The organism is Streptomyces sp. NPDC002886 (genome assembly GCF_042888445.1).
GTDB lineage: Bacteria > Actinomycetota > Actinomycetes > Streptomycetales > Streptomycetaceae > Streptomyces.
Map to the genome: position 1 here is coordinate 1,082,407 of NZ_JBIAPV010000004.1, position 25,971 is coordinate 1,108,377.

Here is a 25,971-nt window from a genome sequence, read left to right on the forward strand (position 1 = left end):
AAGCCGAGTGGCCGGGGTCGCGCGAGGCGACCCCGGCCACTCGGTACAGGCGCCGGCTGCCGCTAGGAGGCAGGCAGCGGTGTTCGGTCTAGGTGAAGTCCTTGACCTGTTCGGCGTCGATCATGGCTCCGGTCCATACGCGGACGTCGTTGATCGTCCCGGGCAGGTAGTTGCCCCAGGCGTCGTTGACGAGTCCCTTGCCGACCGCGAAGGTCGTGCTGCCCGACTCGGTGGCGTAGAAGTCGTCACGGTCGGAGACGTAGTTGCCGTCGACGTACAGCTTCAGACGGTTGTCCTGGGCGTTGTGGACGACGGTGACCTGGACGGAGGTGTCGAGCTCGGCGCGGGCCGGGCTCACCGACCAGGTGCCGGTGCCATCGGAGTTGAGGCGTCCGAAGTACCAGTTGCCGATGACGGAGGTCACCAGCTCACCGGTGTCGGGGTGGTGGCTGGTTTCGGTGGCGACCTTCTTGAACCACACGCCCCACGCGGCCCCGCCGGCATTGCGCTGGCCCAGGACCTGCGCGATGTACCCGTTGGGCTTGGTCGCGAGCTTCGCCGAGTCGAGCTCGACTTCGGCGGTCGCGGTGAACGACCCCATCTCGTCGACGATCGGTCCTGCCGCGTAGCCGTCGCCGGTGGTCCCGTTGAGGACCAGCTTTCCGCCGGCGATGGTCGCTCCCGAGGAGATGGTCAGGTCGCGGCCGTAGCCGGAGGTGTCCGTCAGGGCGCCCGCGGCGACGGTGTCGGGGTTCCAGCGGGCCGAGAGCTCGACCATGTTGCGGCCGGTGGTCTTGTCGTGCATCTGCACGTCCGCCCGCAGCGACTCCGCGCTCAGGTCGGACTGCCACACGGTCATCTCGTCGATGAGGCCGGGGAAGTCGTTGGTCCAGTCACCGCGGTACTTGTTGCGCCCGATGGTCAAAGGCCCCGTCGCGGCGATCGGCTTGAAGTCCGAGGGCAGGTCGATGCCCTCCTGGAAATCGCCGTTGACGTAGAGGCGCAGCCGCTTGGCAAGCCTGTCGTACACGACTGCCACGTGCGTCCACACCTTGGGAACGGTCTTCGCCTTGGCGTTCACGACGTACTTGATGCCGTTGGAGTTGGTGTCGTCCGTGGTGGGCAGCGCGGCCGACCAGGTTCCGTTCGCACGGTGGGTGATGTTGACGGCGCTCATGTAGTCGCCGGCGACACCCGCCAGGGAGAACGTCTTGTCGACACGGTCGGGACGCACCCAGGCCGCGATGGTGAAGGACTCCTGGGTGTTGATCACGGGACCGGAGGTCGCCGCGTAGTCATCGACACCGTCGAGCTTGAGAGCCGTGTCCTCCTGCTCGATACCGGAGAGCCAGCCACGCCGGCCGTCCGTGGGACGGGTCGCGCCGTTGCGCAGATCGGCCGGGTCGGGCCGGACGTCCTTGTTCGCGGTGTCCTTGGCGTCGTCACCGGACATGTCGTAGAAGTTCCAGTGCGCGACGGGATCGGGATCCTCGTTGACCGCGAACCGGAACGTCGCCTGCTCGCCGAGACGTCCGCCGTTGACGTCGTCCAGGCCCTTGACGTACAGCGTGTTCAGCCCCGCGTGGTGCGGGGTGATGTCGAGGGACGCGGCGGCCGCGGCCGTCACGTAGGTCCACTCGCTCTCGTCGTCCAGCTTGTACTTGTACTTGACGACCTTGGAGTCCTCACCCACGGCCGAACGGAAGGTGAACTTGCCCGACAGGCCCGGCTTGCCGCCCGCCGTGCAGGTGCTCGAGGTGCACTCGTCGTAGAGACCGCCGGTCGAGATCCGCGGCTTCTTCGGAGCGGAGGAGTCCAGCTTGAAGTAGCAGGTCACCGGGGGACTTCCCGCGGTCGCCGCCGAGGCGGCGAAGGACCTGGTCCACGTCAGCATGCGGTATGTCTTGCCGTCCTGCAGGGTCGGCAACAGCTCCGGCTCAGCACGCACCGAGGCGTTGGCCCCGTAATAGCTGTTGCTGGGACTGTCGATGAACGGGCCGCTGTTGACCTTGACCCAGTTCGACCCGTCCTGCCGCTCGATCAGGAAGGCCACACGCAGCCGCGCCTCGGCCTCACCGCCCCGCTGGACCTCCGTCGTGGCCCGCAGCTCGGGCGTGGAGTCCGCGATGGTCGTCGCGTCACCGATCGACTTCTCGCACGGGGTGTCGTCGATGCTCTGAGCGGTCGGAACGGCCGGGTCGCTGATGTAGTCCACCGAAAGCGCGGCATCGTTGCGGAAGCGCTTCCAGGCGCTCGTGTCGCCCTCGTTCTCGGCCCGCAGTTCCAGCGTCAGCGGAGCACTGCCGGTCGCCCAGGCGGCCACCGTGGACGTCAGGTTCTCATCGATTTCATCGGGGTTGTCGTTGAACTCGATCGGCGCGGCCGGGGAGTTCGGGTCACACGATGATCCCCGTCCCGCGGAGACCAGACGGTCGCCCATCAGGTCCGCGTAGGCCGGCTTGCTCCCCCAAGTCGTCGACTTGGTGAACCTGCCCGCCGTACGCACGAGCCACACGTTGCGCGGGTCGCACTGGAAGGACCACGGCTCGGTGACCGTGAACGTCGCGTCCAGGACCCTCTTGCCGCGCAGGTTGTCCGGCGTGAACTGGAAGTAGAGCCGCTGTACGTATCCAGGACCGCAGTAGTAGCCGCCCCACGAACCGCACTCGCCGACACCCTTGCCGAGCTTGTCCTCGCCGTTCTCCCAGGCGTAGTCCTCATACCCGTCATTGCGCAGCAGGAGGCGCTCGACGCTCTCGTCCGCGTTCACCGACGGGTCGATGTACAGCGGGAAGGCCGCAGGATCCTTCTGCGCCATCAGCTTGGCGTCGGGGACCACGGTCAGGCTCTTGGCGTCCACCGCCAGGGGCATGGTCGCCGTCTGGTCACCGAGACCGGGACCATCGAACGGCGACTTCTGGTCCGTGCCCGCCCCGGCCACGGGGCCGGTCGTTTCCGCCGGCGCCGCGGCGCGGCTGTTCAGCAGGACCGAGGGCGACTTCGCCGCTGCGGGAGCAGGCGCCGTCTCAGGGCCGGCCGAGTCCCACATCCGGGCCGGCGGCGCCTCGAAGACCGCCTGGCCGTCGCTGTTGCGGGCCGTCAGCCCGTTCTCCTTGGAACCGGAGACGTCCAGACCCTTGGAGTTCAGCGCGAACTTGACTTCCTTCAGCGCCGGACTCGCCGCGGCCTGCGGCGTCTTCACGACGAGGACCTCGCGGAAACCCTCCACCGTGGCCGTCATACGAAGGTCGACGCCCGGCAGAACCTCCGCATAGGTGGCACTGGCCCCCTCGAGCTTCGGCTTCGGCAGGGCCTTGCCCCAGCCCAGGCCGAGGGTGCGACCGCCCCGCTCGATCTTCACCAGGTCCGACTTGCTACCGCCACCCGAGAAGCTCAGACCCACGAGGGCGGCCTTCGGCCCCACCGTTCCGTCCGGGCGGGTCACCAACGTCGCGTCGGGCTCCACCCAGGCACCACCGGCGCCCTTCACGCGCACCGGCACGACCGACTGGACCAGACGGAACGACTTCCCGTCCGGATTCGCGAAGGTCGTGGTGAACTCCGAACGCTCACCCACCACCTCGACACGCTGGCCGCTCTTCGCAGCCTTCTTCAGCGCTTGCTGCCCCTCCGGAAGCGGAGCTTCCGCAGCAACTGCCTTTGCCTCAAGGCCATATGCGGGTGAAACTCCGACAAGCAGAGCCACACCAATCGCAACACTCAGAGCACGGCGAAGCCGTCTCTGTTCTCTTACTGACACTTACCCACCCCAGAAGAAGGATGAGGGCCTCCCCGGCCCCCATGGCGGCGATACGCACAGCGCACCGCACACCAGAGGCTAAACATTTGATGAGAATCGATCAACACATACTTGACAGGGCCGTTGATCACGTTTGGCCGAATTTACACCCACAACTGACACTCCATCACCACCAAAAGAATTGTGCCGAATATGGACACACCGGTGAATCTCTCCTCTCTTTTTCGAGCGAAAGTTTCGGTCGACCGACCGAACCCCGACCTCGCCGAAACCCCGTCAGGCAAAGGCGGGGTTCCGATTCGCCCGATTATGGAATGAATGCCATGAGCATGACATAGGGGCAATTGGATTCACAGCCCGCTTCGAAATTTCCGACCTCAGCACATTTCCGCGGCGCGATGGAGCCCGCCCCCTCGACGCGTGAATCCAGCCGACCGGTTTAAATCCCTCCGGGGTCGCCGCAGTGCCCGCTTACCCACACGCGGGTCCCTGGGGACCGGGACCACGATCCATGCCGGCGCCCATGGGACGCCGAGTTGTGAGCGCAGGCCCTGGAAGACGCCTCGCGGGCCACACGGCGCTCGGCGACGCCATGCTCAGCCATCAAGAGGGGCGGGACCAACGGGCCATACGGATTGAGGGGTGCACCGTCGAGGTGAACTCGGGCGCTATCAGATCCGGCGATTCCTCTCTACCGCGCGACTCATGTAAGCCTCGCTGGCAGCGAGTTGATCCCCGCTCGCACCTCCGCCACCACCCGACCACCCCGGCCGTTCAGGGGGCGTACGTTTCGCCGCCCGCGGTCAGGGTGGCGCTGCCCGCGGTGCTGTCGGCGAGCCAGGCCTCGAAGGCGGGCAGGTCGGCCTCGGGCAGGGCGATCTCGATCTCCACGGCGGCCCCGTAGCGCACGTCGATCACGGTCCTGCCGGTGGAGCGCAGGTCGTTCTCGGTCTTGCCGGCCCGCTGGTGGTCGACGGTGACGGTGACCAGCCGGTACCGGTGCCGGGTGACGGTCCCGAGCTCGTCGAGCGCCTCCCCGACCACCCCGCCGTAGGCGCGGATGAGCCCGCCGGCACCGAGCTTCACGCCGCCGTAGTAGCGGGTGACGACGGCGACGGCGTAGCGGATGTCCCGGCGCGTGAGCATCTGCAGCATGGGCACCCCGGCGGTGCCGCCGGGTTCGCCGTCGTCGCTGGCCTTCTGCACGGAGGCGTCGGCGCCGATGACGTAGGCGTAGCAGTTGTGCGAGGCGGTGGGGTGCTCCTTGCGGATCCGGGCGACGAACTCCTGCGCCTCCCGCTCGGTCGCCGCGGGCGCGAGCGCGCACAGGAACCGGGAGCGGTTGATCTCGGACTCGTGCACACCCTCACGGGCCACCGTCACGTACTGGTCTGCCTTCACCCGTCCACCCTACGGGGAATCGGACATGCGTCTTTTCCGTTGATCGGGTGGGCGGCGACCAGCGGCCAGACACAGCACCAGCACCAGCACCAGCACCAGCACCAGCACCAGCACCAGCACCAGCACCAAGAGGCGGCACACGTGTACGGCGATCCGGCAACCATCCGCAAGGTCCTCACCGAGCTCGGCGACACCTGGGCCGTGGTGGGCCTGTCCAACAACCGGAACCGGGCCGCGTACCGCGTGGCCGAGGTCCTCCAGCGGTACGGCAAGCGCGTGATCCCCGTGCACCCCAAGGCCGAGACGGTCCACGGGGAGCAGGGCTATCCCTCGCTGGAGGCGATCCCGTTCGAGGTGGACGTGGTGGACGTCTTCGTGAACAGCTCGCTGGCGGGCGCGGTCGCCGACGAGGCCGTCGCGAAGGGGGCGGAGGCCGTCTGGTTCCAGCTGGACGTGATCGACGAGGCCGCCTTCGCCCGTACCCGCGCGGCCGGCCTGGACATGATCATGGACCGCTGCCCGGCGATCGAGATCCCCGCCCTCTGAAGCCCGGGGGCTCCAACGGGACCCCGGCCGAGGCCACGCCCGCGCCGACCGCGCTCCGGGTCTCGGCCGGCCCTCCGGCTACGCGTGGGCGGTCACCGGAGGGATGGAGACCGCCATCGTCATCTCCATCGGACCGGACCCCTCGTTGCGGTAGGCGTGCGGGGCGTCCGCCTCGAAGGAGACGGCACCGCCGGCCGGTACCGCGTAGGTCTCGTCGGCGACCAGCAGCGTCAGCTCCCCCGCGGTGACGTGCAGCATCTCGAAGGTGCCCGGCGGGTGCGGGTCCGAGGCGGTGCCCTCGCCGGGCTCCAGCCGGTACGTCCACATCTCCACCGGCCCGCGCCGGTCGTCGCCCAGCAGCATGCTCGCGCCGCTGCCGCCCTCGGTGGACCACATCCGCACCCCCTGCCCCGGCAGGACCACCTGCACCCGCGGACCGCGGTCGTGGTCGAGCAGGGTGGTGATGCTGACGCCGAGCGCGTCGGCCAGTTTGACCGTCGTGCCGACACTGGGGTTCGTACGGGCCTGCTCGATCTGGATGATCATGCCGCGGCTCACCCCCGCGCGGGCGGCGAGCGCCTCCAGGGTGAACCCGCGCTCCCCGCGCCAGCGCTTGAGGTTGCGGCCCAGTGCCTGGGTGAGCTGTTCGAGGTCCGACACCGTTCCCTCCACTCCGTACAATATTTTGGATGACAGAGTTCACTAAACTGAACTATCGTGCGCTGTACTCCACGGTGTACTCCACCGTTCAACGCACTGTACTGCGAGGCCCGCCATGACCGCCCTGTTCGCCCTGGCCACCGCCGTCCTGTGGGGCCTCGCCGACTTCGGCGGTGGGCTGCTGACCCGGCGGATACCGGCCCTCACGGTGGTCGTGGCCTCCCAGATCCTCGCCGTCCTCGTCCTCGGCGCGGTGGTCCTGGGCACCGGTGCCTGGCGGGAGGCGGGACCGCAGCTCTGGTTCGCGGTGGGGGCGGGACTGGTGGGCCCGGTCGCGATGCTCAGCTTCTACAAGGCGCTGGCCCTCGGCCCGATGGGCGTGGTCTCCCCGCTCGGATCCCTCGGCGTGGTGGTGCCGATGGGCGCCGGGCTGCTGCTGGGCGAGCGGCCCGGAGCCGCCCAGCTCGCGGGGATCGCGGTGGCCGTGGTGGGCATCGTCCTGGCCGGCGGACCCGAACTGCGCGGCGCTCCCGTCCAGCGGCAGGCCGTCGTGCTCACCCTCGTCGCGGCCTTCGGCTTCGGCGCGGTGATGGCCCTGATCGCCCCCGCCTCCTCCACCGTGCCCGGTCTGTTCCTCGCGCTGTTCGTCCAGCGCGTCACCAACGTCGCCGTCGGCGGCACGGCCCTGTGGGTGCGGACCCGGCGCGGCGTCCCGGCCCTCCCCGCGGGTACGGGCGGCCGGCGGCTCCTGTGGAGCCTGCTGCCGGCGCTCGCCTTCGTCGGACTGGCCGACGTCGCGGCGAACGGCACCTACTCGATCGCCGCCCAGCACGGCCCGGTCACCACCGCAGCCGTACTGTCCTCCCTCTACCCGGTGATCACCGCCTTGGCCGCCTTCGCCGTCCTCAAGGAACGCCTGCGCACCGTCCAGGCAGCCGGCGCGGGCCTGGCCCTGGCAGGCACGGTCCTCCTCGCGGCGGGCTAGACCGTCTCTCCCGCCAGGGCGGCGGGCAGGGACTTCACTCCGGTTCCGACACGTCCGCCAAGGCGCCCAGGGCGCGCAGTTGCTCCGGGGTCACGCCGTCGGGGATCGGGACCGGGGCCGGGGTGCGCAGCGGCGGCTGCCAGCCCGTCTCGGGTTCCCAGCGGCGGACGATCCGCGCGGGGGCCCCCGCCACCACGGCGTGGTCCGGGACCTCGCCCCGTACGACGGCCCCCGCCGCCACCACGACGTTGCGGCCCAGCCGCGCGCCGGGCAGGATCACCGCGCCGGTCCCCAGCCAGCAGCCCGGGCCTATCTCCACCGGGGCGCTGCGCGGCCACTGCTTGCCGACGGGCTCGTGCGGGTCGTCGTAGCTGTGGTTGGTGGAGGTGATGTACACCCCGGGACCGCAGAAGGTGTCGTTGCCGATCGTGATCCGGGTGTCGGCGATGACGTGGCTGTCCCGGCCGATGACCACGCCGTTGCCCAGGACCAGCATCGGCTCCGCGCCGAGGTCGAGGTCCGGCATCATCCCGGCGGTGAGCGTGACCTGTTCCCCGATGATGCAGTGGTCCCCGAGCCTGATCCAGGGCTCGCCGAAGACCGTGCCCTGCGGGAACGCGAGCCGGGTGCCGTGCCCGATCGCGCCGAAGCGCAGCCCTCCGGGGGTCTGGGCGGTGACCGCGCCGGCCCGCTGCATCCAGCGCCAGCCCGCGTGGACGGCGCGCCCGGCGAGCCGGCGGCGCAGGCCCGCGAGGGAGGAGAGCGCCGTCAGAGAAGAGAGAGAAGAGAACGTGTTCTGGTTCTTCGCCACCGGGTCACCGTAGCGCGCCATGAGCCCGGGCCGCGCCGTGATCTTCACCCCATCCCCGGGGGCCCGGAGGGCGTGGCCTACGGTTTCCGGTAGCGCGACGCGACGTACCGGAAGAGGAAGAGATCACATGACGCAGCAGGCGGCCCAGGCACTCGTGATGGGTGTCGGCGGGAAGAGCCCCGAGATCGACCCGACGGCGTTCACCGCTCCCACCTCCGTCGTGGTCGGGGACGTGACCCTCGGCGCGGGCGCGAGCATCTGGTACTCGGCGGTGCTCCGCGCGGACTGCGGTCCCATCACCCTCGGCGCCGACAGCAACGTGCAGGACAACTGCACCGTGCACGTGGACCCCGGTTTCCCGGTCTCCATCGGCGAGCGCGTCTCCATCGGTCACAATGCCGTCGTGCACGGCTGCACGGTCGAGGACGACTGCCTGATCGGGATGGGCGCGACGGTGCTCAACGGCGCGGTGATCGGGGCCGGGTCGCTGGTGGCCGCCCAGGCGCTGGTCCCGCAGGGCATGATCGTCCCGCCGGGTTCGCTGGTCGCGGGCGTACCGGCGAAGGTGCGGCGCGAGCTGACCGCGGAGGAGCGCGAGGGCATCAAGGTCAACGCGCTCATGTACACCGAACTGGCCAAGCAGCACGGCGCCTCGGTGGCCGCGGGCGCGTAACGGGCGCTGCCCGGCCTTCGCTCCCCACCCGGGGGCCGGGCCGGGAGCGTGCCCCTCAGTCGGTGCGTACGGTCGGGGCGGCGGTGGCCTGCTCCGGCACCGGAGCAGGCGCGGTCGCGTCCCCGGCCCCGTCCGCGCCGGCCTCGGCCCGCCCCGCCGCTGCCGCCTTCTTCATCCGTCCGCGCACCACCAGGGTCATGGCGAGCCCGCAGACGAGGGCCAGGGCGAGGGCCACCCACGAGAACCCCTTCAGCCACGGCTCGGCGACGATCCCGATCGAGTAGATGACGGCCGTCGTCCCGCCCGCCCACAGGATCCCGCCGAGGACGTTCGCGATGAGGAACCGCCAGTAGGGCATGTGCAGGACGCCCGCCAGCGGCCCCGCGAAGATCCGCAGCAGCGCCACGAACCGCCCGAAGAAGACGGCCCACATGCCCCACTTCTCGAAGGACCGCTCGGCCATGGCCACCTGGTCCGGCCCGAAGTGCTTGGGGAAGCGCCGGCCCAGCCGCTCCAGCATCGGCTTCCCGCCCTTGCGCCCGATCGCGTAGCCGATCGAGTCGCCCACAATCGCCCCGGTCGTCGCGCAGATGCCCAGCACCACGGGGTCGATGTGCCCCTGCTGCGAGGCCAGCAGCGCCGAGCTGACCAGGACGATCTCCCCCGGCAGCGGGATGCCGAGGCTTTCCAGTCCGATGACGAGCCCCACCAGGAGGTAGATGCTGACCGCCGGAATCGTCTCCAGCCATTCCTGGATGTGCACCGGTACGTCCTCCCGAGATCCTCCGCCGGCCCGCCCCCTGTGGCGGACCGAACGGGCAGCCTATCCGGTCGCCACCACAGCCTTTGCCCGCAGCGGCAGTTCGCGCGAGGAACGCCCCGCGAACACTTCACGTCGGCCCGTCCCCACCACCCACGCGTCCCGCTCCGGATCCCAGGAGGACAGGGTGCGCGCGTCGATGTCCAGGACGATCCGCCGCGCCTCGCCGGGCTTGAGGGTGAGCCGCCGGTACCCCGCCAGCGCCCGGACCGGCTGATCCAGTTTCAGGTCCGGGGACGGGCCTACGTAGACCTGGGCCACCTCGGTGCCGACGCGGTGTCCGGTGTTGCGGACGGTGAACTCCACGCGGAGCCCGCCGTGCTTCCCGTGCGCGCCGCCCCGCCGGACCGCCAGCTTCTCGTACGCCCAGGTCGTGTACGAGAGCCCGTGCCCGAAGGCGAACAGCGGAGCCACCCGTTGCTGGTCGTACCAGCGGTGGCCGACGTGCACGCCCTCGGTGTACTCCTGCCGCCCGCCGACCCCCGGATAGCGGACCGGGTCCGCGCCGACCGGGCTCGCCCGCTCGTCGGCCGGGAAGGTCTGGGTGAGGCGGCCGCCGGGGTCCGCGTCACCGAAGAGCACGGCGGCGGTGGCGGCCGCGCCCTCCTGGCCCGGGTAGTACATCTGAAGGACCGCTCCGGTGCGCGGCAGCCACGGCATGGCCGTACCGGAGGAGGTGTTGAGCACCACCGTGGTGCGCGGGTTGGCGGCGGCGACCGCCTCGATCAGCGCCGCCTGGCCGCCGGGGAGCGCCAGCGAGGTGCGGTCGCTGCCCTCGGTGGCGTCCTCGTAGGCGAACAGCACCACGCTGCTGGCCGCCTTGGCCGCCTTGACGGCCTCGGCGAGGTCGGCGGCCCGCGTCGCCTTCGTGGTGTGCCGCAGCCGCAGCCGCTGCCCCTTCGGTCCTCCCTCGGCGAAGACGGCGAGGCGGTGTTCGCCCGCCTTGAGCGCGAGGGTGCGGCGGCGCACGCTGCGGCCGTCGGGCGCGGCGCCGAGCAGTCCTCCGGCGAACTGCTCGGCCGCGCCCTGCCGTACGGGGAACAGTTCCTCCCCGTCGAGCCGGACGGCCGGCCGTTTCCCGGTGTAGTGGACGAGCAGGGTCCACTCGTCGTCGGCGGCGAGCCGGAAGGTGCCCTCGTAGCCCCAGGTGCGCCCGGGGGCCACCGCCCGGTCCTCGAGGCCCGCGCCGGGCGTCAGCAGGTTCGCCGGCAGCGGGCGCCCGTACAGGTCCTCGCCGAGCGCGTAGGTCACCGTGGAGCCGCTCCCGGCCCGCCGCCGGATCTCGTCGAGGGGGGCGGCGGCCGCGTCCGGCACGACATGGGCGCTGCCGCCGCCGCCGACGAAGGGGGTCCGCCCGGTGGGGCCGATCACCGCGACGGAGCGGGCGGCGGGGCCGGTCAGCGGCAGGGTCGCCCGCTCGTTGCGCAGCAGGACCGCTCCGGCGGTGGCGATCTGCCGCGCCGTACGGGCACCGGCGGCGGCGTCCCGGGCGGGCCGCGCGGCGGGGTGCCCGGCGAGCAGTCCGAAGCGGTCCATGACGGTCAGGATCCGGCGTACGGCGAGGTCCACGGTGTCCTCGTGGACGGAGCCCCCGCGCACCGCCTCGCGCAGCGGGGCGCCGTAGTGGGTGCCCGCGGGCATCTCCATGTCGAGGCCGGCGCCGATCGAGGCGACGGTGCTGTGGGTGGCGTCCCAGTCCGACATCACCCAGCCGTCGAACCCCCATCGCCCGCGAAGCAGTTCGTCGAGGAGGGGCTTGTTCTCGCAGGCGTAGACCCCATTGACCTTGTTGTAGGCGCCCATCACGGCGCCGGCCCCGGCGGCCACGGCGGCTTCGAAGCCCCGTAGCTCCGTCTCGTGGAGGGTCCGTTCGGCGGCGATCACGTCGACGGTGTCGCGGCCCTTCTCCTGGTTGTTGAGCGCGAAGTGCTTGACGGTGGCGATGAGGCCCTCGTCCTGGATGCCGCGGACGACCTCGGCGACCAGGTCCCCCGTCAGCTTCGGGTCCTCCGAGAACGTCTCGAAGTTCCGTCCGGCGTACGGGGTGCGGATGAGGTTGGCCATCGGCGAGAGGAGCACGTCGATGCCGAGCGCGCGGCCCTCACGCCCGATGACCCGCCCGTACGCGCGGGCGAGCGCCGGGTCGAAGGCGGAGGCGAGCAGGACCGGCGCGGGCAGCGCGGTGGCGGGCCTGGCCACGCGGACTCCCGCCGGGCCGTCGGCGAGGCGCAGCGCCGGGATGCCCAGGCGCGGGATGCCCGGCACGTAGCCGGCCTGGCCCAGCGGTTCGGGGTCCGGGCCGCCGTGCAGCAGGACGGTCTTCTCCTCCAGGGTGAGCCGGTCCAGCAGGGCGTCGATCCGGGCGGCGGCCCCGGCCGCGGGCGCGGCGGCGGGGGATCCCCCGGGGTCGGAGGCCTTACGGGGCTGCGTGCCGGGCGGCGGCGCCGGCACGCAGCCGGCCGCGCCGAGGGCCACGCCCATCGCCCCGAGGAGTCGCATCGCACGGCGTCTGGACACGGCCTCGCTCATGGGCGCTCCCTGCGGCGTGGGCATCGGCGTCAGGTGGCGGGAGCGGCCCGCGCCGGACCGCTCCCGCCCCCACTGTGCGCCGCCCCCCGCGCGGGCCCGCTTCAGGCGCGCCACCGCGCGCCCGATGTTCAGCCCTGCGGCGGCTGCGACCGGAGGGCGCCGAAGCTCAGCCCTGCGGCGGCCGGTCCCCGAAGTCGGCCTCGCGGCGGGGCTCGTCCTGGAGCTGGACCCGTGCCTCGGTGCGGTGGCCGCGCTCGATGTAGTCCCGTACGACGGCCTCGACCGCGTCCTGGGGCGAACCGATCCCGGCGAGGACCATCACCTCCACCACGAGCTCGGCGTCGAGGCTGATGCTGATCTTGGCTCGGCCCGGCACGGGACCCCCTCCATCCGTCGTCGGAGGAGGGACTCTAGCGGGCTCAGGCGTTGGGGCGCAGGGTCCAGACCACGGTCATCTCGCCGGTCACGGCCTCGTCCTCCCGCTGGATGGCGATGGTGACGGGGAACTCCGGGCGGCCGCCCGCGTCGAGTTCGGCGACGACCTCGGCGGCCGGGCGGCCGAGGGTGGCGGTGGCCGTCACGACGCCCTTGGCGAGCTTCTTGTAGCCGATCTGCGCGCTCACCGCGAGGGGCACCGCGCGCGAGAGCTGGTCGCCGAAGGCGGCCAGGACGATCGCGCCGCTCGCGGACTCGGCGAGGGTGAACATGGCGCCGGCGTGCGGGCCGCCGAGGTGGTTGTGGAAGTCGGGCTGGTCCGGAAGCCGGACGACGGCACGCTCGGGGGTGGTCTCCAGGAACTGGAGGTTCAGGGTCTTGGCCATCGGCACGGTCGCGGCGAGCAGTTCGCCCACGTTCATCTGTTCAGCGCTCATGGCACGCGATGTTACCCACGAGTAGTAGGCCTTGGCCATACCCGTCCGGGGGCGGCCGTGGATCCCCGACCGCACTCCCACTATCGTTACCGGCCATGTGGCCAGGACAGCAGCAGCCGCCCGGGGGAGAACCCAACCCCCAGGACGCGCATCAGAACCCGTACCAGCAGCAGCCGGGAACGCCGAACCCGTACCAGCAGCAGCAGCAGCCGACGGCGGCGTACGGGGAGCAGCCGCAGCCCGGCTACGGGTACCCGCAGCAGCCCCCCGCTCCCCAGGGGTGGGGCCAGCAGCCCCCGACCGTTCCCGTACCCCAGTGGGGCGGCACCCCGCCGCCCCCGCCGCCGCGCGGCGGAAGCCCGTTCGCGACCAAGACCGTGGCCATCGTCGCGGCCTCGGCCGTCGTCGTGGCGGCCGCCGCCACCGGGGCGTTCGTCCTGACCCGGGACGACAAGGGCTCCGACCGGGCGGACGGCAAGCCGAGCTCCTCCCCCTCCGCCCCGGCCTCCTCCTCCGCGTCGGCGCCCGCGCCCGCGGGCTCCAGCGCCAACCCGCGCGGCGGCGGTGAGGTCAAGCCGGTGATCCCCGGCTGGAAGGTCGTCCTCAACCCGAAGCGCGGCACCGCCTTCGACGTCCCGCCGGACTGGGACGTCCAGTCCTCGGGCCTGTCCATCGGCTTCGGGGACGAGTCCAAGACCGACGGCTCGGCCCTCGTCATGATGAGCGCGCCCGCCATCCTCAAGGAGGAGTGGTGCCTGGTCGACGCCGACAAGGACGGCAAGGAGGATTCGACCTCCCTGGCCGCCGTCGGCACCAAGGGCGGCATGGGCGCGAAGAGCACCGCCGAGGCCGCGTACAACGAGGCCGGCAACTGGGCCTTCGCCGCGTACGCGCAGAAGGCGCCGAAGGGCACCACCAAGGTCGTCCAGGCGAAGGAGTACACGACCTCCTCCGGGCTCAAGGGGCACATGGCGACCGCGACCGTCAGCGGCCTGCCCAAGGAGAACAAGTGCTCCTCGGACGGCAAGTCCGTCGCCTTCAGCTTCACGACCGCCAACGGTGACCTCTCCACCTGGGTCCTCTACGGCGCCGCGGGCGTCCCGGGCGAAGTGAGCAAGGAGACCTACGAGAAGATCCTGAGCAGCGTCCGCCTCAACGCGGGCTGACCTCTCGACGCGGGCTGACCTCCGGCGTCTCCGCCCCCGGGCCGGAAATCCGTTTGGATTCCCGGCCCGGGGCGTGGATAGTCCGGAGGTGAGCTCTCTACCCTCCCCCGTCGCCACCGCCCCCGGCCGCAAGCCCGAGTGGGCCGGCCGCAACTACACCCTGCTGACGGGTGCCGCGGTCATCACGAACCTCGGGAGCCACGGAGCGCTCATCGCGACCACCTGGGCGGTCGTGCAGTCGGGCGGCTCCGCCGGTGACGTCGGCCTGGTGGCCGCCGCCCGCACGCTGCCGCTCGTCCTCTTCCTCCTCATCGGCGGAGCCGTCGCCGACCGGATCCCCCGCCACCACGTCATGGTCGCGGCCAACGCCCTCAACTTCCTCTCGCAGGGCGTCTTCGCCGTACTCGTCCTGACCGGCGATCCGAAGCTGTGGCAGATGATGCTGCTCACGGCGCTGTGCGGCACCGGAACGGCCTTCTTCAACCCGGCCGCCGAGGGCATGCTCATGGCCACCGTCTCCGGCCCGCAGGCCACCCGCGCCTTCGCCGTCTTCCGGATGGCGATGAACGGCGCCGGTGTCGGCGGCGCCGCCCTCGGCGGAGCCATGGTCGCCTTCATGGGCCCCGGTTGGGTCCTCGCCGTGGACGCGGCCGCGTTCGCCGCCGCGGGAGCCCTACGGGCCTTCCTCGACGTCGGCCACATCCCCGAGCGCGCCCCCGGCGGCGGGTTGCTGGCCGATCTGCGCGAGGGCTGGGCGGAGTTCAGGAGCCGCCCCTGGCTGTGGAGCATCGTGCTCCAGTTCTCGGTCGTCGTGGCCGTCATCGGCGCCGCCGAAGCGGTCTACGGTCCCCTGGTCGCCGTGGAGCGACTGGGCGGGGCGGCTCCCTGGGGCGTGGCCCTGGCCTTCTTCGGTCTCGGCACCATCGGCGGGGCCGTCCTCATGATGTTCTGGAGGCCGCGCCGGCTGCTGCTGGTCGCCACCCTGTGCATGTTCCCGAGCGCGCTCCCCGCGGCGGGACTCGCCGTGCCGCTCCCGGTGTGGGGGCTGTGCTTGGCGATGTTCGTGAGCGGCGTGACCATCGAGATGTTCGCCGTGAACTGGATGACGACGATGCACCAGGAGATCCCGGAGGAGATGTTCTCCCGCGTCTCCGCCTACGACTGGTTCGGCTCGCTGTCGCTGCTCCCGCTGGCCATGGCGGTGGCCGGCCCGGTCGAATCGGCGATCGGCCGCACCTCGGCCCTCTGGGGCTGCGCGGCCCTGGTGATCATCGCGACGGCCGCCGTCCTCCTGGTCCCGGACGTCCGCCGCATGACCCGCAAACCGCCCGCCCCCATCGGCCCCGGCGCCCTCGACCTCACCAAGCCGAGCCCCGCCCAGTCCAGCCCCGCCGGCGTCTGAGGCGCGGGGAACCCCCTCAGCCGAGGCTGAACGCCCCCTCCGGCGGTTCGGGCGAAGCCACCGCATCGGCGTCGGACACCGGCAGGGCCCCCCGCATCAGCCGCGCGAGAGCCGCCCCCGCCTCCACCCGCGCGGGAAACGCGTCCCCCGCGCACGCCCGCGTCAGCTCCGCCACCGGCAGCTCCCGCCGCGAAGCCAGCAGCACCGCGTTCCCGAACCGCCGTCCCCGCAGCACCCCGGGCTCCGCGATCAGGGCCAACTCCCCGAAGGCCGCCCCGAAGTTTGCGAGCTGCCCCTTCAGGAAGCCGAACGGCGCCCCGTCGGCGAGGTTGGCCACGTACACCCCGCCGGGCCGCAGCACCCGCGCGACCTCCCGCGCGTACTCCACCGAGGCCAGCGAAGCGGGCACCCGGGATCCCCCGAAGACATCGCCGACCACCACGTCCGCGCTCGCGTCCGGCGCCGCGGCCAGCCAGGCCCGCGCGTCGGCGACGTGCACCGTGATCCCGCTCCCGGCGGCCACCGGCAGGAACTCCCCGACCAGCGCGACGAGCCCGGCGTCGAACTCGACCACGTCCTGCCGCGAACCCGGGCGGCCCGCCGCCGCGTACCGCGGCAGGGTCAGCGCCCCGCCGCCCAGGTGCAGCAGGTCCAGCGCGGCCCCCGGCTCGCCCACGCAGTCCAGGACGTGCGCGAGGCGGCGTACGTACTCGAACTCCAGGTGCTCCGGGTCGTCGAGGTCCACGTAGGACTGCGGCGCCCCGTCCACGGTGAGCAGCCAGGCCCGCTCCCGGTCGATGTCCGGCATCAGTTTGGCGGTGCCCTGGGCCACGTCCCGGATCACCGGGATCTGTTCGTCACTCACCGCACCATTGTCAGGCCCCCGGAGCGGCCCACACCTCGCGCGCCTGCTCCACGTGGACCGCGGCCTGCTCCAGCCCCGCCCGGGCGGCGGGATCGCGGCGCGCGGGGTCCAGTACGTTGCGCCCGAAGACCTTGCGGGCCTGCGGCGACGGGGTGATCAGCAGCACCTTCGCCCCGGCCTCCCTCAGCCGGGCGGCCTGCGACGCGGGCGAGGGGATCAGTCCGGCGCCCGTGGCCATCGGCGCGAGGATCACCACGCGCCCGTAGCCGGAGGCGAGGTCGGCGTTGGTCGCGGAGCGGATCCCGCCGTCGATGAACCGCCGGCCCGCGACGGTCACGGGCGGCCACACCCCGGGGACGGCGCAGCTCGCCGAGACGGCGTCGAGCAGCCCGGCCTCGCTCCCGCGCTCGAAGGCGGCGAGTTCGCCGGTCAGCGCGTCCACCGCCGTGACGACGAGGCGCCGCTCGGGCCAGTCGTGCGACACCAGCCGGGCTTCCAGCACCTTGCGGCGCACGCCCTCCGGCTCGGTGTCGGCGGCGAGCGCGAAGGCGCCGATCCGGCGCCGGTAGGACCGCGCGTCGCGGGAGCGCACCATCGCGACGGCGTACCGCCCGATCAGGGAGGCCCCCAGCTTCGCGGGCAGCTCCCCGCCGGGGTCGCCGAGCTGGCGCTCGTACAGCTCCTGCGGGGTGAGCAGTCCGGAGGTGAGCTGCGCGCCGACGACCGAGCCGGCCGAGGTCCCGACGACCAGGTCGGCGCCGGTCAGGTCGACGCCCGCGCGGGCCAGCCCGTAGAGCATCCCGGCCTCCCAGCCGACGCCGGTCAGCCCGCCGCCGCCGAGCACCAGAGCCGTGCCCCCGCCTTCCCGGTCGCCTTCCCCGCTGCCGCCATCGCCGCCGCTGCCCATGTGCCGCTCCCTCCCCGCATGCCTGTGGTGACGGCAGTCTGGCGCAAGCCGACCACCGCCACCACAGCGGGTACCGCCGGGCCGCTAGCCCACCTCGGTCACCGTCCCGGCCCCGACGGTGCGCCCGCCCTCGCGGATCGCGAAGCCGAGGCCGCTCTCCAGCGGGACGTCCCGCCCGAGCTCGACGGTCATGGTGACCGTGTCCCCCGGCCGGGCCGCGCCGGCCTCGCCCAGGTCCACGTTCCCCACCACGTCGGCGGTGCGGAGGTAGAACTGGGGCCGGTAGCCGGTCGCCACCGGCGTGGTACGGCCGCCCTCGCGGGTGGACAGCAGGTACACCCGCGCCGTGAAGCGGCGACCCGGTACGACGCTGCCGGGCGCGGCCACCACGTCCCCGCGGCGCACCGCGTCGCGGGGCACCCCGCGCAGCAGCAGGGCGACGTTGTCCCCGGCCTCGGCGGAGTCCATCGGCTTCCCGAAGGTCTCCAGCCCGGTGACCACGGACTCCACGGCCGCGCCCTCGCCGGCGCCGAGCAGCGCGACGCGGTCCCCCATGGCCACGGTGCCCCGCTCCACGGCGCCGGTGACGACGGTGCCGCGACCGGTGATGGTCAGCACGTTCTCCACCGGCATCAGGAACGGCGCGTCGGTGTACCGCACGGGCGTGGGCACGTACGTGTCAACGGCGTCGAGCAGGGCCTCGATCGAGGAGGTCCAGCGCGGGTCGCCGTCCAGCGCCCCGAGCCCGGAGACCCGTACGACGGGGGCGGCGTCCCCGCCGTACCCGTTCGCGGTGAGCAGCTCGCGGACCTCCAGCTCGACCAGGTCGGTGAGCTCGGGGTCCCCGGCGTCGGCCTTGTTCAGCGCGACGACGATGTGGTCGACGCCGACCTGCCGGGCGAGGAGCACGTGCTCGGCGGTCTGCGGCATGACCCCGTCGAGAGCGGAGACGACGAGGATCGCCCCGTCGAGCTGGGCCGCGCCCGTGACCATGTTCTTGATGTAGTCGGCGTGGCCCGGCATGTCCACGTGGGCGTAGTGCCGGGTGTCGGTCTCGTACTCGACGTGCGTGAGGTTGATGGTGATGCCGCGCCGGGCCTCCTCGGGAGCCCGGTCGATCCGGTCGAAGGGCACGAAGGAGGCGCCGCCGCGCTCGGCGAGGACCTTGGTGATGGCGGCGGTCAGCGTCGTCTTGCCGTGGTCGACGTGACCCATGGTGCCGATGTTGAGGTGCGGCTTGGTGCGCACGAAGGCCGTCTTGGCCATGATGTCTTCCCGTGTGGTTCCGAAGCTGAAGCTCGAATGACGGGACCCCCTGAGCGAACCGACCCTCCCCCTGTGGGGTCCGCCGGACGATCCGGGAAGGGTCAGCTTCGTGCGCCGCCGAATGCGGTCGCGCCCGCGGGGAGCGGTGCGGGGACGGCAGCCTTCGGCGCGTCCGCGACTGCGGACGGCGCTGCGGGGAAGGTCTGCCTGGACATGTGCCAGATCCTGCCGGAACGGGCGGGGCGGGGCCAGCGAATTACCCGCCGGTGTTCTTCAGCGCCTCGCGCGCCGAGAGCGGGGACAGCGACTCCCGCTCGGCGCTGACGAAGGCGCGTACGGCGCCGGGGTCCGTCTTGGCGTACTCGCGCAGGCACCAGCCGATGGCCTTGCGGATGAAGAAGTCGGGGTGGCCGGCCTGGCGGCGGCAGTACGCGAAGAGCCGGTCGGCGTCGGTCGCGGACTTGTAGGCGAGCTGGTGGAGCAGGGCGGTGCGGGCCACCCACAGGTTCTCGTCACCGATCCACTCGTCCATGACGGCGGCGAGGGCCGGGTCCGCCGCCACGAGCGGGCCGACCGTGTGCGCGGCGAGCAGGTCGACGGTGTCCCACCAGGAGTCGGTCACGATCAGGTGCCGGACCACGGGCAGGAAGCCGGAGGAGCAGCGCGAGACGTGCCGGCGCAGGTAGTCGACGGCGAAGTACCGGTATTCGCGCTCCGGAAGCTCCCAGCAGTGCAGCGCGAGGGCCGCGCAGTCCGTTTCGGACGGTTTCGGCGTGTCCTTGGTCACGGCCCGGGACAGCTCGCGGCGCAGCGGGGTGGGGATCCCGAGGAAGGGCGAGACGTCCTTCATGTACGCGGTCATGGGCCCGGCCCGCTCACCGTCGGCCGCGGCGCCGTAGGACTCCTTGAGCCGGGCCACCACGAGCTCGGCCAGGTCGCTCCGCGGAACCCGCGACGGCCGCCGGTCGTTCGACTGCATGAGGCCCAGATTACGGCGCCCGGACAGGGGGGTCGGTTAGTCTCCCGGAATGTCCCTCCTCCTCGCGCCGTGGACGCGGCTCTCGCTGCTCGTCGTGCTGCTCCTCGCGGCCGGCGTCTGCGTCGTGCTGTACGAGCCCCAGCGCCTGCTCTCGGAGGGCTGGCCCCCGGGGCTCCCGGTGGGCACCGCCGTCCTGCTCTTCGCCGCGGCGTACGGGGTGTGCACGGCCGCCCTGGTGCCGCGCCCCTTGCTGAACCTGGCCGCCGGGGCCCTCTTCGGCTCCCCGTTCGGCCTGCTCGCCGCGGTCGGCGGCTCGGTGATCGGCGCGGGGATCTCCTTCGGCCTCGGCCGGATGATGGGCCGCGACGCCCTGCGTCCGCTGATCCGCGGCCGCTGGCTGCAGGCGGCCGACGACCAGCTGGCCCGGCACGGCTTCCGCTCGATGCTCGCGATCCGGATCTTCCCCGGTCTGCCCTTCGCGATGGCCAACTACGCCGCCGCGCTGTCCCGCTGCGGCTGGCTCCCCTTCCTCCTCGCCACCGCGATCGGCGTGGTCCCGAACACCGCCGCGTACGTGATCGCGGGGGCCAGCGCCTCCTCCCCCACCTCTCCCGCGTTCCTCGCCTCGTTCGGCTTCATCGCCCTCTCCGCGGTCGGGGCGGCGGTCGTCGCCTGGCGCAAGCGGCACCGGCTGGCGCCCGTACGCGGGGCCGAGCGGCCCGTGTCCGCACGGGAACTGACGGCTGTACACCCCCCTGTGGTCACGGCCGCACCCCACGGGCCCTAGCATCGGACCCGAACTGCCCGACGATCACAAGGACGAGCGCACCCCGACATGAACTGGATCGAATCCCTCATCCTCGGTCTCGTCCAAGGACTTACGGAGTTCCTCCCGATCTCCTCCAGCGCCCATCTCCGGCTGACCGCGGCGTTCGCCGGCTGGCACGACCCGGGAGCTGCCTTCACCGCCATCACGCAGATCGGCACCGAAGCCGCCGTACTGATCTACTTCCGCAAGGACATCGCGAAGATCATCTCCACGTGGTTCCGCTCGCTGTACACCAAGGCGCTGCGCTCCGAGCAGGAAGCCAAGATGGGCTGGCTGGTGATCGTCGGCTCGATTCCGATCGGCGTCCTCGGCCTCGCCTTCAAGGACCAGATCGAGGGCCCGTTCCGCGATCTGCGACTGATCGCCACCACCCTCATCGTGATGGGCATCGTGCTCGGCGTGGCCGACCGGCTGGCCGCGCGCGACGAGGAGGGCGGCCGGCACCGCGCCATCCGCGAGCGCAAGACCCTGAAGGAACTGGGAGTCAAGGACGGCCTCGTCTTCGGTCTCTGCCAGGCGATGGCCCTGATCCCGGGTGTGTCCCGGTCCGGTGCCACGCTCTCCGGCGGTCTGCTGCTGGGCTTCACCCGCGAGGCCGCGGCCCGCTACTCCTTCCTCCTCGCCATTCCGGCCGTGCTGGCCTCCGGCCTGTTCGAGATCAAGGACGTGATGGAGGACCCGGGGCACATCGAATGGCCCCAGACCATCTTCGCCACGGTCGTCGCCTTCGTCGTCGGCTACGTGGTCATCGCGTGGTTCATGAAGTTCATCTCCAGCAAGAGCTTCATGCCGTTCGTGATCTACCGGGTCCTGCTCGGCATCCTGCTGTTCGTCCTGATCGGCATGGGTGTCCTCAGCCCCCACGCCGGCGAGTCGGCCGGCTAGTAAGGGACCTTCACCGCTTCGCGTGAATCGGAGGCCGCCCGGGAACGTTCCCGGGCGGCCTCCGCGTCGTTGTGGAGGGAGAGACCTGAAGACGAACAGCAGGGGGTGTCCCATGGGTCGAGTGGTGTTGGAGCGGTTTCCGGCCGGAAGTCCGAGGGGGAGTTGGCCGGCGGAGGAGTACGCGGCGCAGCGGACGCGCGAGGGCGTGCCCGCGGAGGTGGTGATGGATCTGGCCAGCGACGCCTACCTCGTGGTGGTCCGCCCCCGGGAGGCGCGTTCCGGTCACTGATCCGCCGCCGGAAGATCCGGGCCGCGCACGCCCCTTGGCCTCCGCGCCCCGCGCCCGCACACTGACCCGATGACGCAGCGTGTGGACCTTGCGGGCGTGATGGACCGACTGGCGATCGACGAGCTGGTCACGGGGTACGCCATCGCCGTGGACGACGGCGACTGGGACGCGTACCGGGCCCTGTTCGCCCCGGGCGGGCGGGCCGACTACGCCTCGGCCGGCGGGATCGAGGGCCCGGCCGGGGAGGTCGCGGACTGGCTCGCGGAGACGATGAAGCTGTTCCCGGTGCGCCAGCACCTCATCGTGAACCGGCTGATCCGGATCCCGGACCTGGCCGGCTCCCCCGGTGACACGGCGGAGGTCAGGGCCGACTTCCTCAATCCCATGCGGCTGGCCGGAGAAGAGCCCGACGACGGTGCGGCCCCCGTGACCGCGCCGAACTTCGTCGCGGCGGGCCGCTACACCTTCGCCGTGGCCCGTACCGCCCGGTCCGGCTGGCGGCTCTCGCGGGTCACCGTCCACGAGAAGTGGCGGCACATGTCGTTCTGACGGATCGACGAGCCGGCCGGCGGGCCGACGGGCGGGGCTGTTCCACACTGGAAGCGGAGGCCTGCGCAATGCTGACGGTCTTTACGGTCTCGACGGCCCCGAAGCGGGTCCCGTGGTGGCGTGCGGTGGCGGCCGTCGCCTCGGGGGCCCTGCCCTGCCTCGCCTTCCCCGCCCCCGCGCTGTGGTGGTTCGCCTACGTCGCCCTCGTGCCCTGGATCCTGCTGCTGAGGTCGGCCCCCACCGGCCGACGCGCGGCCCTGGAGGGCTGGCTCGGCGGCGCCGGCTTCGTCTTCGCCGTGCACCACTGGCTGCTCCCCAGCCTGCACGTGTTCCTGTTCGCCCTGGCGGCGCTGCTGGGCCTGCTCTGGATCCCCTGGGCCCTGCTGGTACGCGAGTTCCTGGGCGGGCGGCCCGGCGGAATCAGGGCGGGCACCGCGCTGGTCCTCGTACCGGCGGGCTGGCTGCTGTCGGAGCTGGCCCGGTCGTGGAACGGGCTGGGCGGGCCGTGGGGGCTGCTCGGTGCCAGTCAGTGGCAGGTGGCGCCCGCGCTGCGGCTGGCTTCGGTGGGCGGGGTCTGGCTGGTCGGCCTGCTGGTCGTGGCGGTGAACTGCGCGCTCGCGCTGATCGTCACGGCCCCGGGGGCTGCGCGGGCGGCGGCGCTGGCCGGGGTGGCGGGCTGCGCGGTGCTGACGGGGGCGGTGTGGCTGTGGGCTCCCCGCCCGGAGGTCTCGGGCGTGCTGCGCGTGGCCGTCGTACAGCCGGGCACGGTCGAGGACGGCCCGGACGCCGCGGAGCGGCGCTTCGCCGCCGGGGAACGGCTGACCGGGATCCTGGCGGGGCTCCGCCCCGACCTCGTGGTGTGGGGGGAGAGCAGCGTCGGCGAGGACCTGACGGCCCGCCCGGACCTGGCCCGGCGGCTCGCCGCGCTGTCGGCGCGGGTGGGGGCTCCGCTGCTGGTCAACGTGGACGCGCGGGCCACCGACCGGCCGGGGATCCGCAAATCGGCGGTGCTCGTCGGCCCCGCGGGCCCGACCGGCGACCGGTACGACAAGATGCGCCTGGTCCCCTTCGGCGAGTACGTGCCGGCCCGCGAACTGCTGGGCTGGGCCACCTCGGTCGGCAAGGCGGCGGACGAGAACCGCGTCCCGGGCGACGCTCAGGTCCTGATGGCCCTGCCCGGCCGGGCGGACGTCCGCCTCGGCCCGCTGGTCTGCTTCGAGTCGGCGTTCCCCGACATGAGCCGGCGCCTGGTCCGCGACGGAGCCTCCGTGCTGATCGACCAGTCGGCCACGTCCAGCTTCCAGGACGGCTGGGCCCCGGCCCAGCACGCCTCGCTGTCCGCACTTCGGGCGGCCGAGACGGGCCGGCCCGAGGTGCACGCCACCCTGACCGGGATCAGCGCGGTGCACGGCCCGTCCGGCGAGCGGATCGGGTCCGCGCTGTCGACCTCGGCGCGGACGGCGCGGGTGTACGAGGTTCCGCTCGCCCGGGGCACGACCCTCTACGTCCGCTTCGGGGACTGGGCGGTGGGCGCGGCGCTGGCCGCCCTGGCCGCGTACTGCGCGGTCGCGGGCGCCCGCACCGTACGGGACTCGCTCAGGACGCCTGTTCCAGCGCCGAGCGCACCACCCGCTCGCACAGTTCGTGGGTCAGCAGCGCGTCGCGCGCGCTGAGGGTCGTGCCCGTGGCGACGGCCTCCAGGAAGGAGTCGACGACCTGCTCGATGCCGCGCTGGCGGGCCACCGACACCCAGTCCCCGCGCCGCCGGACCGTGGGCTGGCCCTTGTGGTCGATGACCTCCGCGAGGTTGACGACCTGACGCTTGGTGTCCTGGCCGGAGACCTCCAGCACCTCCTCCGTGGACCCGGAGAGGCGGTTCATGATGCCGAGCGCGGTGAAGCCCGTACCGGACAGCTGGAGCACGACCTGGCTCATCAGTCCGTCCCGCACCACGGCCCGTACGTCGACCTGGTCGGCCTCGCCGGGCAGCAGGAAGCGCAGCGTGTCGACGACGTGGATGAAGTCGTCCAGGACGAAGGTCCGTACGTCCTCGGGCAGGCCGACCCGGTTCTTCTGCATGACGATCAGGTCGCGCGCGTGGTCGGCGCACTGCGCGTAGCCGGGCGCGTGGCGCCGGTTGAAGCCGACGGCGAGCGACACCCCGCGCTCCTCGGCCAGTTCGACCAGGCGGCGGGATTCGGCGAGCTCGTAGGCGATCGGCTTGTCGACGTACGTGGGCACGCCCGCTTCGAGCAGCCGTTCCACGATCTCGGGGTGGACGGCGGTCGGGGCGTGCACGAAGGCCGCGTCGAGCTTCTGCGCGAGCAGCGCGTCGAGGTCGGTGTGCAGGCGTTCGGCCGGGACGCGGTGCTGGGCGCCGACCCGTTCGAGGGTGGCCGGGGTCCGGGTCTGCAGGTGCAGTTCGAGCCCCGGGCGGGTGGTCAGGACGGGCAGGTACGCCTTCTGCGCGATGTCGCCGAGTCCGATACAGCCGACCTTCACCGGGACCTCCAGGTTCGTTCCTTGTGGGAGTACGCAGCCTAATCGGTGGTGACCACGGACGTGTTCGACCAGGATGGGGGCCCATGACGATCAGTGACGGATCCCACCGTTCCGAACCCTCCACCACGGCCGACGAGCGCGAGATGCTCGACGGCTGGCTCGACTACCACCGCTCCACCCTGGCCTGGAAATGCGAGGGCCTGTCCGACGCCCAGCTGCGCACCACCCCGCTGCTGCCGTCCGGACTGAGCCTGCTCGGGCTGGTGCGCCACATGGCGGAGGTGGAGCGGTACTGGTTCCGGGAGATCATGCTGGACGAGGACCTGCCCGAGCTGTACAGCACCCGCGAGAATCCGGACGGGGACTTCCACTTCACCGACGAGGACACCTGGGCCGCGGCCGAGAAGGTGTGGCAGACCGAGATCGAGCTGGCCCGGCAGGCCGCGGCCGGCCGCTCCCTGGAGCTGGCCTCCAAGCCCGAGAGCCACCGCCGGGGCGAGGTGTTCAGCCTGCGCTGGGTCTACACCCACATGATCGAGGAGTACGCGCGCCACAACGGCCACGCCGACCTGCTGCGCGAGCACATCGACGGCGCCACGGGCGAGTAGCCGTCACCCGTGCGGGGTGAATATCGGCTCCGGGTTTTCCCGACGGGGTGCTCGCACAGCAGAGTTGGGTGAGTGCATCCAACCCGAACCACGACAAAGCTGCTGCTCGGCGTCGCCTGTGCGGTCTCGGCCGTCTCCGGCTGCGTGAACGTGACCCCGGCGCCCGGGGCGCCGGGGGCGGTCGCCGGCCCCGGCACCCCGGGGGCCCCGCCCCGGCACGCGCCCCTCGGCGGCCAGGAGGCCGCGCCGGTGGTCGTCCGGGCACCCGCCCTGGAGGCGCTGGAGGCCGTGGAGGCCGCGCCGGGACGACCGGCCGGGCCCGCCCCTTCCACGTCCGGCCGGGCGGCCGTCCCACGGGCCGCGGTTCCGGCCGCGGAGGCCGCCGGGACCGGTCGGCGGGCAGTCCGCGGAGCCCCGGCGGCCGCCGCTCCGGTCCCGGACATCCCGGAGCCCCGGCGGCCCGGCGGGAACCGGGAGCACGCCGACGGGCGCCCCGACGGCCGCCACCCCGGGCGGGCGCAGGGCGAGGGCGGCGAGGTGCCGCGCGAGCTGGTCAGGGAGCTGCCGGTGCGGCCGGCCGATGTGTGCGCGCTGGGCCGCCGGCACGGGCGGTGGCATCCGGACAGCCCGGAGGCCCGTATCTGCGCGGGCGTCCAGGGCGGCTGAC

General features: G+C 72.4%; 25 protein-coding genes. 12 read left to right on the forward strand and 13 right to left on the reverse strand.

All coding sequences use genetic code 11. The features are described 5' to 3' along the window. Nucleotides 1–88: 88 nt before the first annotated feature. Both ACFYYB_RS23150 and ACFYYB_RS23155 read right to left on the reverse strand, forming a co-directional pair. The gene (locus tag ACFYYB_RS23150; RefSeq protein WP_389437148.1) at nucleotides 89–3,580 is read right to left on the reverse strand and encodes a LamG-like jellyroll fold domain-containing protein; all 3,492 of its coding nucleotides are present in this window, start codon (nucleotides 3,578–3,580) and stop codon (nucleotides 89–91) included. A 954-nt stretch (nucleotides 3,581–4,534) separates the two neighbouring features. After that, nucleotides 4,535–5,161 carry a YigZ family protein gene (locus ACFYYB_RS23155; protein ID WP_389437149.1) on the reverse strand — a complete coding sequence of 209 codons (627 nt, stop codon included), beginning with the start codon at nucleotides 5,159–5,161 and terminating at the stop codon, nucleotides 4,535–4,537. Nucleotides 5,162–5,302: 141 nt separating this feature from the next. Here ACFYYB_RS23155 and ACFYYB_RS23160 point away from each other — a divergent pair, with 141 nt between their 5' ends. Continuing rightward, nucleotides 5,303–5,707, forward strand: coding sequence for a CoA-binding protein (locus ACFYYB_RS23160; RefSeq protein WP_389437244.1), 405 nt, complete (start codon nucleotides 5,303–5,305; stop codon nucleotides 5,705–5,707). A gap of 78 nt (nucleotides 5,708–5,785) precedes the next feature. Here ACFYYB_RS23160 and ACFYYB_RS23165 read toward each other — a convergent pair whose 3' ends face one another. After that, the gene (locus ACFYYB_RS23165; RefSeq protein ID WP_389437150.1) at nucleotides 5,786–6,367 is read right to left on the reverse strand and encodes a helix-turn-helix domain-containing protein; all 582 of its coding nucleotides are present in this window, start codon (nucleotides 6,365–6,367) and stop codon (nucleotides 5,786–5,788) included. 115 nt (nucleotides 6,368–6,482) lie between these two features. Between ACFYYB_RS23165 and ACFYYB_RS23170 the strand changes: the two genes are divergently transcribed. Next, nucleotides 6,483–7,352 carry an EamA family transporter gene (locus ACFYYB_RS23170; RefSeq protein ID WP_389437151.1) on the forward strand — a complete coding sequence of 290 codons (870 nt, stop codon included), beginning with the start codon at nucleotides 6,483–6,485 and terminating at the stop codon, nucleotides 7,350–7,352. 34 nt (nucleotides 7,353–7,386) lie between these two features. Here ACFYYB_RS23170 and ACFYYB_RS23175 read toward each other — a convergent pair whose 3' ends face one another. Beyond that, the gene (locus ACFYYB_RS23175; RefSeq protein WP_389437152.1) at nucleotides 7,387–8,163 is read right to left on the reverse strand and encodes an acyltransferase; all 777 of its coding nucleotides are present in this window, start codon (nucleotides 8,161–8,163) and stop codon (nucleotides 7,387–7,389) included. Between the two features lie 127 nt (nucleotides 8,164–8,290). On the opposite strand from ACFYYB_RS23175, the gene ACFYYB_RS23180 reads away from it, so the two are divergent. After that, nucleotides 8,291–8,836, forward strand: a complete 546-nt coding sequence (locus ACFYYB_RS23180; protein WP_389437153.1) for a gamma carbonic anhydrase family protein — start codon at nucleotides 8,291–8,293, stop codon at nucleotides 8,834–8,836. A gap of 55 nt (nucleotides 8,837–8,891) precedes the next feature. Here ACFYYB_RS23180 and ACFYYB_RS23185 read toward each other — a convergent pair whose 3' ends face one another. From ACFYYB_RS23185 to ACFYYB_RS23200, 4 genes are all read right to left on the reverse strand, one after another. Then, the gene (locus ACFYYB_RS23185) at nucleotides 8,892–9,599 is read right to left on the reverse strand and encodes a DedA family protein (protein WP_389437154.1); all 708 of its coding nucleotides are present in this window, start codon (nucleotides 9,597–9,599) and stop codon (nucleotides 8,892–8,894) included. Nucleotides 9,600–9,659: 60 nt separating this feature from the next. Then, nucleotides 9,660–12,185, reverse strand: a complete 2,526-nt coding sequence (locus ACFYYB_RS23190) for a beta-glucosidase (protein ID WP_389437155.1) — start codon at nucleotides 12,183–12,185, stop codon at nucleotides 9,660–9,662. Nucleotides 12,186–12,351: 166 nt separating this feature from the next. Then, complete coding sequence (locus tag ACFYYB_RS23195) at nucleotides 12,352–12,504, reverse strand: DUF2191 domain-containing protein (protein WP_389437245.1); 153 nt, start codon at nucleotides 12,502–12,504, stop codon at nucleotides 12,352–12,354. Between the two features lie 100 nt (nucleotides 12,505–12,604). After that, a complete protein-coding gene (locus ACFYYB_RS23200) occupies nucleotides 12,605–13,057 on the reverse strand; it encodes a DUF4442 domain-containing protein (RefSeq protein WP_389437156.1) in 453 nt (150 codons plus the stop codon). Nucleotides 13,058–13,152: 95 nt separating this feature from the next. Here ACFYYB_RS23200 and ACFYYB_RS23205 point away from each other — a divergent pair, with 95 nt between their 5' ends. Both ACFYYB_RS23205 and ACFYYB_RS23210 read left to right on the forward strand, forming a co-directional pair. Next, complete coding sequence (locus ACFYYB_RS23205; RefSeq protein ID WP_389437157.1) at nucleotides 13,153–14,223, forward strand: hypothetical protein; 1,071 nt, start codon at nucleotides 13,153–13,155, stop codon at nucleotides 14,221–14,223. Between the two features lie 88 nt (nucleotides 14,224–14,311). Continuing rightward, nucleotides 14,312–15,625 (forward strand): MFS transporter, encoded by a 1,314-nt coding sequence (locus ACFYYB_RS23210; RefSeq protein WP_389437158.1) that lies wholly within the window; start codon nucleotides 14,312–14,314, stop codon nucleotides 15,623–15,625. A gap of 16 nt (nucleotides 15,626–15,641) precedes the next feature. Here the strand turns inward: ACFYYB_RS23210 and ACFYYB_RS23215 are convergent, their stop codons facing one another. The 4 genes from ACFYYB_RS23215 to ACFYYB_RS23230 all read right to left on the reverse strand — a co-directional run bounded on the left by ACFYYB_RS23215 (nucleotide 15,642) and on the right by ACFYYB_RS23230 (nucleotide 19,642). Beyond that, nucleotides 15,642–16,433, reverse strand: a complete 792-nt coding sequence (locus tag ACFYYB_RS23215) for a spermidine synthase (protein WP_389437246.1) — start codon at nucleotides 16,431–16,433, stop codon at nucleotides 15,642–15,644. A 67-nt stretch (nucleotides 16,434–16,500) separates the two neighbouring features. Further along, entirely contained in the window at nucleotides 16,501–17,397 is an 897-nt protein-coding gene (locus ACFYYB_RS23220; protein ID WP_389437159.1) for a patatin-like phospholipase family protein, read from the reverse strand. Between the two features lie 84 nt (nucleotides 17,398–17,481). Continuing rightward, a complete protein-coding gene (tuf, locus tag ACFYYB_RS23225; RefSeq protein WP_389437160.1) occupies nucleotides 17,482–18,663 on the reverse strand; it encodes an elongation factor Tu in 1,182 nt (393 codons plus the stop codon). Between the two features lie 256 nt (nucleotides 18,664–18,919). Then, nucleotides 18,920–19,642, reverse strand: coding sequence for a DNA alkylation repair protein (locus tag ACFYYB_RS23230; RefSeq protein WP_389437161.1), 723 nt, complete (start codon nucleotides 19,640–19,642; stop codon nucleotides 18,920–18,922). Between the two features lie 49 nt (nucleotides 19,643–19,691). On the opposite strand from ACFYYB_RS23230, the gene ACFYYB_RS23235 reads away from it, so the two are divergent. The 5 genes from ACFYYB_RS23235 (at nucleotide 19,692) to lnt (ending at nucleotide 23,867) form a co-directional block, all read left to right on the forward strand. Then, nucleotides 19,692–20,429: a TVP38/TMEM64 family protein gene (locus ACFYYB_RS23235; RefSeq protein ID WP_389437162.1), complete on the forward strand. Its 738-nt coding sequence runs from the start codon at nucleotides 19,692–19,694 to the stop codon at nucleotides 20,427–20,429. A 48-nt stretch (nucleotides 20,430–20,477) separates the two neighbouring features. Then, entirely contained in the window at nucleotides 20,478–21,356 is an 879-nt protein-coding gene (locus ACFYYB_RS23240; RefSeq protein ID WP_389437163.1) for an undecaprenyl-diphosphate phosphatase, read from the forward strand. Nucleotides 21,357–21,468: 112 nt separating this feature from the next. Then, complete coding sequence (locus tag ACFYYB_RS23245) at nucleotides 21,469–21,645, forward strand: hypothetical protein (RefSeq protein WP_266876352.1); 177 nt, start codon at nucleotides 21,469–21,471, stop codon at nucleotides 21,643–21,645. A gap of 69 nt (nucleotides 21,646–21,714) precedes the next feature. Next, on the forward strand, nucleotides 21,715–22,194 hold the full coding sequence (locus tag ACFYYB_RS23250; RefSeq protein ID WP_389437164.1) for a nuclear transport factor 2 family protein: 480 nt from the start codon (nucleotides 21,715–21,717) through the stop codon (nucleotides 22,192–22,194). 68 nt (nucleotides 22,195–22,262) lie between these two features. Continuing rightward, nucleotides 22,263–23,867 (forward strand): apolipoprotein N-acyltransferase, encoded by a 1,605-nt coding sequence (lnt, locus tag ACFYYB_RS23255; RefSeq protein ID WP_389437165.1) that lies wholly within the window; start codon nucleotides 22,263–22,265, stop codon nucleotides 23,865–23,867. On the opposite strand, the gene ACFYYB_RS23260 is transcribed toward lnt, so the two are convergent. Next, a complete protein-coding gene (locus ACFYYB_RS23260) occupies nucleotides 23,791–24,696 on the reverse strand; it encodes a Gfo/Idh/MocA family oxidoreductase (RefSeq protein ID WP_327307872.1) in 906 nt (301 codons plus the stop codon). The two genes, lnt and ACFYYB_RS23260, sit on opposite strands and share 77 nt — an antisense overlap. An 83-nt stretch (nucleotides 24,697–24,779) precedes the next feature. Here ACFYYB_RS23260 and ACFYYB_RS23265 point away from each other — a divergent pair, with 83 nt between their 5' ends. Further along, nucleotides 24,780–25,304 carry a DinB family protein gene (locus ACFYYB_RS23265; RefSeq protein ID WP_389437166.1) on the forward strand — a complete coding sequence of 175 codons (525 nt, stop codon included), beginning with the start codon at nucleotides 24,780–24,782 and terminating at the stop codon, nucleotides 25,302–25,304. Between the two features lie 72 nt (nucleotides 25,305–25,376). Next, nucleotides 25,377–25,970 (forward strand): hypothetical protein, encoded by a 594-nt coding sequence (locus tag ACFYYB_RS23270; protein ID WP_389437167.1) that lies wholly within the window; start codon nucleotides 25,377–25,379, stop codon nucleotides 25,968–25,970. Nucleotide 25,971: the final 1 nt, after the last annotated feature.